Source organism: Mesorhizobium sp. M7A.F.Ca.CA.001.10.2.1, from assembly GCF_003998575.1.
Classification (GTDB): Bacteria; Pseudomonadota; Alphaproteobacteria; order Rhizobiales; family Rhizobiaceae; genus Mesorhizobium.
The window spans coordinates 1-7965 of sequence record NZ_RZQY01000249.1 but is presented as its reverse complement, the minus strand read 5'-3'; the positions used below and the strand labels follow the sequence as shown (position 1 = coordinate 7965).

Genomic DNA, 7965 nt, shown 5'->3' with positions numbered 1-7965 from the left:
TGCCTCCACCATCGCCAATCCGCTGCGCCGGCTGTCGGCGGCGGCGGTGCGGGTGCGGCGCGGCGTCAAGAGCCGTGAGGAAATCCCCGATTTTTCCGACCGCCAGGACGAGATCGGCAATCTGTCGATCGCCATACGCGACATGACCAACGCGCTCTACGCCCGCATCGAGGCGATCGAAAGCTTCGCGGCCGATGTCTCGCACGAGTTGAAGAACCCGCTGACGTCGCTGCGCAGCGCGGTGGAAACCTTGCCGCTGGCCAAGAACGACGATTCGCGCGGCCGGCTGATGGATATCATCCAGCACGATGTCAGGCGGCTGGACCGGCTCATCACCGATATTTCCGACGCATCGCGCCTGGACGCGGAGCTCGCGCGTGAAGATGCCGGGACGGTCGACCTGAAGAAATTCATCACCGATCTGGTCGCCGTTTCGCGCGAAGCGACGCGCAACAAGAAGGCGGTCGAGATCGAGTTCAAGGCGGCCAAACTGCCGCAAGGCGTCAAAGGCTACGTCGTCGTCGGGCATGATCTTCGCATCGGCCAGGTCATCACCAATTTGATCGAGAACGCCCGTTCCTTCGTTCCCGAGGATCATGGCCACATCAGCCTGTCGCTGGCGCGTGCCGGCAAGTTCAACATCGTCACCGTCGACGACAATGGCCCCGGCATCCGGGCCGACAACATCGACCGCATCTTCGAACGGTTCTACACCGACCGGCCGGCCGGCGAGGCATTCGGCCAGAATTCGGGGCTTGGCCTGTCGATATCCAGGCAAATCGTCGAGGCCCATGGCGGCACGCTCACCGCCGAGAACATCCCCGGCACCAAACCCGGCGAGATCAAGGGCGCACGCTTTGTGGTGACATTGCCGGCCGAAGGCTGAGAGCATGAATCCCAACCACGCCTGGTCCAGCCGTGCAGCCTGAAAACATTCACGCGACAATGGTTTTGATCGGCGAGCGCGGCATTCTCGTCACCGGAGCCTCCGGTTCGGGCAAGACGACGCTGGCGCTGGCGCTCATCGACCATTGTCGCCATCGCGGCCTGTTCTCGCGGCTCGTCGGTGACGATCAGCTCTTTGTCGAGGTGCATGCCGGGCGGCTTCTCTGCCGCGCTCCCGCCATCATAGAAGGCCTCGTCGAGGTGCCTGGGCTCGGGCCGCGAGCGGTGCCGTTCGAGCCCGCCGCCATCGTCGATTTGCATGTCCGCCTGACGCCGGCCGGTGAAACGGCACGCTTTCAGGAGGATGCCGACACCAGCATCGCCGGCTGTCGGGTGCCGCGTATCGATGCGGTCGAACGCAACGTCGCTGCCGCCTTGCCGGTCGTGATGGCGCGGCTGTCGATCGCGCCTTTTCTATGATCCGTTCCGGGTTTTTTGCTGCAATGCGTCAAAATGGCATGTGCCTGCGCAATTTTGGGCTTGTCAACGGGCCGTGCGTCGACAAGATAGCGCTCCCGCCGCCTGGATTGGCTGGCGAGCATAAAATGCGCCTGTGAAGCGGCGATGACGGGAGCCACCAAAGAATGATCGGACTCGTGCTTGTAACGCACGGTCAACTGGCCACCGAGTTCCGACATGCCGTCGAACATGTCGTCGGGCCACAAGACAATTTCGAAACCGTGGCGATCGGTGCCGACGACGATATGGAGCAGCGTCGCCGCGACATCGTCGACGCTGTTGCCCGTGTCGATACCGGGGCGGGCGTCATCGTGCTGACCGACATGTTCGGCGGCACGCCCTCCAACCTTGCCATCTCGGTGATGGAGTCCGGCCGCACCGAGGTGATCGCCGGCATGAACCTGCCGATGCTGATCAAGCTCTCCTCGATCCGCAAGGGCGACAATATGGCCGCCGCGCTCGATGAGGCTCAGGCCGCCGGCCGCAAATACATCAATGTCGCCAGCCAGCTCCTGAGCAGCAAATGACCGCGCTGTCCCCGGAAAAAGACCAAATTGTCCGGGATTTTCCCATCATCAACCAACGTGGCCTTCATGCGCGCGCTTCGGCGAAGTTCGTCCAGCTGGCCAGCGGCTTCGATGCCTCGGTGCATGTCGAGAAGGATGGCGTCAAGGTCGGCGGCACCTCGATCATGGGCCTGATGATGCTGGCGGCAAGCCCCGGCTATTCGATCCGCGTCACCGCCAGCGGACCGGAAGCCCGGCAGGTCATCGACGCCCTGGAGCAGCTGGTGGCGTCCCGCTTTGGCGAGGAATGCTGATCAGGTAGAGCGCCGATGCGTGTCTGAGAGACATGCAGGGATAAAGATTTCTTTATATCCCATTGTCGTCCTTGCTCCGATCTGCTAGTCAGGCCGGCAATTCGCGCCCTTCGACGCGCCGACCGGCGCGGGCGTGTCCGCAACAAATTCGCAAGCACAACATTCGCATCGGAGTACTGCCATGACGGGTAGCAAGGACTATGTGGTCGCCGACATCTCGCTTGCCGGCTGGGGCCGCAAGGAACTCGAGATCGCCGAAACCGAAATGCCGGGCCTGATGGCCTGCCGTGAGGAATTCGGTCCCAAGCAGCCGCTCAAGGGTGCGCGCATCACCGGCTCGCTGCACATGACGATCCAGACGGCGGTGCTGATCGAGACGCTGAAGGAACTGGGCGCCGATATCCGCTGGGCCTCCTGCAACATCTTCTCGACCCAGGACCATGCGGCCGCGGCCATCGCCGAAGCCGGCATCCCGGTGTTCGCCGTCAAGGGCGAGTCGCTCGAGGAGTATTGGGACTACACCGACAAGATCTTCCAGTGGGCCGATGGCGGCCTCTCCAACATGATCCTCGATGATGGCGGCGATGCCACCATGTACATCCTGATCGGCGCCCGCGCCGAGGCCGGCGAGGACGTGCTGTCCAACCCGCAGAGCGAGGAAGAGGAATACTTCTATGCCCAGGTCAAGAAGCGCCTGAAGGCTTCGCCCGGCTTCTTCACCAAGCAGAAGGCGGCGATCCGCGGCGTCACCGAAGAGACGACCACCGGCGTCAACCGGCTCTATCAGCTGCAGAAGAAGGGCCTGCTGCCTTTCCCCGCCATCAACGTCAACGACTCGGTTACCAAGTCGAAGTTCGACAACAAATATGGCTGCAAGGAATCGCTGGTCGACGGCATCCGCCGCGGCACCGACACGATGATGGCCGGCAAGGTCGCTGTCGTGTGCGGTTATGGCGACGTCGGCAAGGGCTCGTCGGCCTCGCTCAAGGGCGCCGGCGCCCGCGTCAAGGTCACCGAGGTCGATCCGATTTGCGCGCTGCAGGCGGCGATGGACGGGTTTGAAGTCGTCACGCTGGAAGATGCGGCCCCCACCGCCGACATCGTCATCACCACCACCGGCAACAAGGATGTCGTCACCCTCGACCATATGCGCTCGATGAAGGACATGGTCATCGTCGGCAACATCGGCCACTTCGACAATGAGATCCAGGTCGCCGCGCTGCGCAATTTGAAATGGACCAACGTCAAGCCGCAGGTCGACATGATCACCTTCGCGGACGGCAAGCGGATGATCCTTTTGTCGGAAGGGCGGCTGCTCAATCTCGGCAACGCCACAGGCCACCCGAGCTTCGTCATGTCGGCATCCTTCACCAACCAGGTGCTGGCGCAGATCGAGCTCTACACCAAGCCCGGCCAGTACGAGAACCAGGTCTATGTCCTGCCCAAGCATCTCGACGAAAAGGTCGCGCGCCTGCATCTCGACAAGCTCGGCGCCCGTCTGACCGAACTGTCGGGTGAACAAGCCGCCTATATCGGCGTCACGCCGCAGGGTCCGTTCAAGCCGGAACACTACCGCTATTAACCAAAGCTAAAATTGCTACCAGATATTGAGGCCGGGCGATTGACTTTTCGCCCGGCCTTATTTTTGCGCGCCATCAGCCTTCACGGCGATTCGGCGAGGGGTTATTGTCAGGTGATTCGGCGATGCTTCCAGCCCGAGAGGGTCAAGAGAGGCACGCATCAGGGCGGTCTTGCATTCAGGCGGCGGAGAGGACCAAGACATGCCGGGGCAACACCCGCACAGAGCGGGACGGGCCGTTTCCGGCGGCCATGACGATTCGGGGATTGCTGGCTCCGCCCTGGAAGGCGGGAGCCTGTCCTGGCGCGCCCGTGCGTCGACATTCCTTGCCACCTCCGCGCTCGCGGGCCCCTTGGCTGGCGCCGTCGCGCATGCCGAAACCGCTGCTGCCAGCGTCGCGGGACTGTCGGTGAGCGCCATCGAGGTCATGCAGCTTGCCGTGTTCGTCGGCGTGACGGGTGCCGCACTGATATCGGCCATCGTTCTCATCCGCGAAAGAGCCCGCACCTCGGCGGAGAATGTCGAACTCAGGAGCCGCCTCGCCGACATCAACGCGGCGCTCCGCCGCTCCGAGGCGCTGCTCAATCTGCGTGACCAGCGCGTCGTCGTCTGGGCCGCTGAAAACAAGAAGCCCGAGCTTATCGGCACATTGCCCGTCGAAAGCGGCGCTCCCGAAGATAGGGCCGCTTTTCTCGCTTTCGGCCGCTGGCTGATGCCGCGTTCGGCGGCGGCACTCGAACATGCCGTCGCGGGATTGCGCGAGAAGGCCAAACCCTTCGACCTCGTCATCGAATCGCAGGCCGGTGCGCCGCTCGAAGTGCATGGCCGCAAGAGTGCCGCGCATGTGCTCGTGCGTTTCGTCTCGCTCTCGGAGACGCAGCGCAGCCAGGCCAGGCTGAAGATCGAGAACCAGCGGCTGGCCGCCGACCACGACACGATGATCGGCCTGCTCGACGCGCTGAACATGCCGGCATGGCTCCGCGGCGAGGACGGCGGGCTGAAGTGGGTCAACCGCGCCTATGCCGATGCCGTCGAAGCCGAAAATGCCGAAGCCGCGGTCCGGGAGAAAAAAGAGTTCCTCGGCGGCCAGGCGCGCGATGCGATTGCCGCCCAGCACAAGACGCATCCGGTTTTCGAGCAGTCGCTGTCCACCGTGATCGAAGGTGACCGCCGTGTGTTCGCGGTCACCGATTTCGCCGGCAGCGATGGCTCGGCCGGCCTTGCCTGTGACACCAGTGCCATTGAGGCCGTTCGCGGCGAATACGAACGGACGGTGCGAAGCCACGCCGACACGCTCGACCAGCTCAACACGGCAGTCGCCATTTTCGACACCGACGAGAAGCTGCGGTTCTTCAACCAAGCCTTCCAGAAGCTTTGGGGGTTGGACGCCGGCTTCCTGCACAGCGCACCCGACAATGCCTTGCTGCTCGACCGGCTGCGCAGCGAGGGCAAGATCGCCGAACAGCCTGAATGGCGTCGCTGGAAGGAAGGCCTGCTCGGCGCCTATCGCGCCGTCGAATCCCAGGAACATTGGTGGCATCTGCCGGACGGCAAGACCATTCGCGTCGTCGCCAATCCGCAGCCCAAGGGCGGCGTGACCTGGGTGTTCGAGAACCTGACCGAGAAGATGGACCTGGAAAGCCGCTACCAGACAGCCGTGCGGGTTCAGGGCGAGACGCTCGACAATCTTGCCGAAGGCGTGGCGGTGTTCGGACCCGACGGCAGGCTCCGGCTGTCGAATCCTGCCTTTGCCACTCTCTGGGGATTGAGCGGTGAAGCGGCCAAGCCCAGTGTCCACGTGTCGACGATACGCGACCTCTGCGACCGGCAGGCCGCGGACAGCCCCTGGCCCAGCTTCGTTGCCGCCATCACCGGCTTTGACGACGAGCGCCGCGACCGCCACGGACAGACCGAGCTCAACAACGGCAATGTGCTGAGTTACGCCATGATCCCGCTGCCCAACGGGCAGGTGATGATGACCTTCGTCGACGTGACCGACAGCGTCCATGTCGAGCGGGCGCTGAAGGACAAGAACGAGGCGCTGCAAAAATCCGACCAGCTCAAGAACGAATTCGTCCAGCACGTCTCCTATGAACTGCGTTCGCCGCTGACCAACATCATCGGCTTCACCGAACTCCTGTCGCAGCCCACGACCGGTCCGCTGACGCAGAAGCAGCGCGAATATGTCGAGCATGTCAGCTCGTCCTCCGCGGTCCTGCTCACCATCGTCAACGACATACTCGACTTGGCGACGGTGGACGCCGGCATCATGCAGCTCGACATTTCCGAGGTGCAGGTCGATCGCACCATCGCCGCTGCGGCCGAACTGGTGGCCGACCGGCTGGAAGAGCATTCGATCAGTCTCCAGGTGGACGCCATCGCGGCGCCGAAGACGTTTCACGGCGATGAGGTCCGCGTCCGCCAGATCCTCTACAATCTGCTCAGCAACGCCGCCAATTACGCCCCGGAAGCCAGCATCATCCGGCTCACTTGCCGCCATCTGGCGGATGGGGTGGAATTCTCGGTTCATGACGATGGTCCCGGCATGCCGCCGGATGTGCTCGATTCGGTGTTCCGCCGTTTCGAGCCGCGCGCCAATGGCGGCCGCCGGCGCGGCGCCGGCCTCGGCCTGTCGATCGTCAAGAGCTTCGTCGAGCTGCATGGCGGCAGCGTTCGCATCGAAACCGGCAAGGACAAGGGCACGACCGTCATCTGCACCTTTCCAGACATGCCGGGCATCCGCGCCGCGGCCGAGTAGCGCGTTCGATGACCGGACTGGTGCTGGAGCGATTACTCGCCGACGAGACCCAGACAGCGCGGCTGGGCGAAGATCTGGCGCTGTCGCTGCGCCCGGGTGACGTGCTTGCCCTCAAGGGCGATCTCGGCGCCGGCAAGTCGACGCTGGCGCGGGCCTTGATCAGGACCCTGGCCGACGATGCCGGTCTCGATGTTCCGAGTCCGACCTTCACATTGGTGCAGAGCTACGACACCCGCATTCCGGTCCATCATTTCGATCTCTACCGCCTGTCCTCGGCGGACGAGATCGATGAGTTGGGGCTCGACGAAGCCCTGGCGCAGGGTGCTGCTTTGGTCGAATGGCCGGAACGGGCGGAAGCCCATCTGCCGAAAACCACAGTCCTGATCGAGCTCGTCCAGCATGGCGAAGGCCGGCTGGCGCGATTGTCAGGCCAGGGTGATGCCTTCGATCGGGCGGCACGGTCGTTGGCCATGCGCGACTTTCTCGTGAACGCCGGCTGGGGGGAAGCGCAGCGCCGCCATTTCATCGGCGATGCTTCGGCCCGCTCCTATGAGATCGTTTCGTTGCCGGACCAAAAGCCTCGGGTCTTGATGAACTCGCCACGGCTGGTTCTCGGTCCGCCTGTGCGCGACGGCAAGCCCTATGCCGAGATCGCGCATACCGCTCAGTCGGTCTCCGCCTTCGTTGCCATCGACCGCGCCTTGAAGGAAGGCGGCGTCAGCGTTCCGCAAATCCATGCCGAGGACCAGGAGCAAGGTTTCCTGCTTCTCGAACATCTTGGTTCCGAAGGTTTCCTCAGCGGCGATGGCCAGCCGCTGGCCGAGCGTTACGCAGCGTCCGCTGAGCTGCTGGCCATGATGCACGGCAGGGCCTGGCCGCAGCGCCTGGAAACAGGGCAAGGCGGCTTCCACGATGTGCCGCCTTTCGACCGCGACGCCATGATGATCGAAGCCGATCTGCTGGTCGACTGGTACGTGCCGGCAATCACTGGCGCTCCGGCAAGCGAGAGCTTGCGCGCCGGTTACCACAAGCAATGGAATGCGCTCCTCGACCGGCTGCAAGGCCGCGAGGTCACGCTGATGCTGCGCGACTTCCATTCGCCAAACATCATCTGGCGCGGCGACCGTTCCGGGCATGATCGGCTAGGCATCGTCGATTTCCAGGATGCGCTGATCGGCCCTTGCGCCTATGACGTCGCCTCGCTCGCCATGGACGCGCGGGTCACCATCTCGCCCGAGATCGAGAAACAGACGCTGGATGCCTATGTCGCGGCGCGCCACGCAGCCGGCGCTTTCGACGAGGCAAGCTTCCTGGAATCCTACGCCATCATGGCGGCGCAGCGAAATTCCAAGATCCTCGGCATCTTCGTCCGTCTCGAAAAACGCGACGGCAAGCCCTATTATC

7 protein-coding genes are annotated in these 7965 nt (G+C 63.6%); all 7 read left to right on the top strand.

The annotated features are described in order from the left end of the window. On the top strand, window positions 1–886 hold an 886-nt coding region (locus EN964_RS17255; protein WP_164775854.1), incomplete at its 5' end, for a cell wall metabolism sensor histidine kinase WalK. A 32-nt stretch (window positions 887–918) separates the two neighbouring features. After that, on the top strand, window positions 919–1365 hold the full coding sequence (locus EN964_RS17250; protein ID WP_164748904.1) for an HPr kinase/phosphorylase: 447 nt from the start codon (window positions 919–921) through the stop codon (window positions 1363–1365). 164 nt (window positions 1366–1529) lie between these two features. Beyond that, on the top strand, window positions 1530–1931 hold the full coding sequence (locus tag EN964_RS17240) for a PTS sugar transporter subunit IIA (protein ID WP_010912939.1): 402 nt from the start codon (window positions 1530–1532) through the stop codon (window positions 1929–1931). Beyond that, a complete protein-coding gene (locus EN964_RS17235; protein ID WP_027039963.1) occupies window positions 1928–2224 on the top strand; it encodes an HPr family phosphocarrier protein in 297 nt (98 codons plus the stop codon). Before EN964_RS17240 ends, EN964_RS17235 begins: the two co-directional genes overlap by 4 nt. A 181-nt stretch (window positions 2225–2405) precedes the next feature. Next, a complete protein-coding gene (ahcY, locus tag EN964_RS17230; protein WP_023810629.1) occupies window positions 2406–3806 on the top strand; it encodes an adenosylhomocysteinase in 1401 nt (466 codons plus the stop codon). Between the two features lie 199 nt (window positions 3807–4005). Further along, on the top strand, window positions 4006–6561 hold the full coding sequence (locus tag EN964_RS17225; RefSeq protein WP_127267523.1) for a PAS domain-containing sensor histidine kinase: 2556 nt from the start codon (window positions 4006–4008) through the stop codon (window positions 6559–6561). A gap of 8 nt (window positions 6562–6569) precedes the next feature. Further along, on the top strand, window positions 6570–7965 hold a 1396-nt coding region (tsaE, locus tag EN964_RS17220), incomplete at its 3' end, for a tRNA (adenosine(37)-N6)-threonylcarbamoyltransferase complex ATPase subunit type 1 TsaE (protein WP_127276564.1).

What these genes read in the sequence shown, in the direction of transcription:
- EN964_RS17240 (WP_010912939.1), top strand. Translation starts at nt 1,530, where the DNA reads ATGATCGGACTCGTGCTTGTAACGCACGGTCAACTGGCCACCGAGTTC.
- EN964_RS17235 (WP_027039963.1), top strand. Translation starts at nt 1,928, where the DNA reads ATGACCGCGCTGTCCCCGGAAAAAGACCAAATTGTCCGGGATTTTCCC.
- ahcY (WP_023810629.1), top strand. Translation starts at nt 2,406, where the DNA reads ATGACGGGTAGCAAGGACTATGTGGTCGCCGACATCTCGCTTGCCGGC.
- EN964_RS17225 (WP_127267523.1), top strand. Translation starts at nt 4,006, where the DNA reads ATGCCGGGGCAACACCCGCACAGAGCGGGACGGGCCGTTTCCGGCGGC.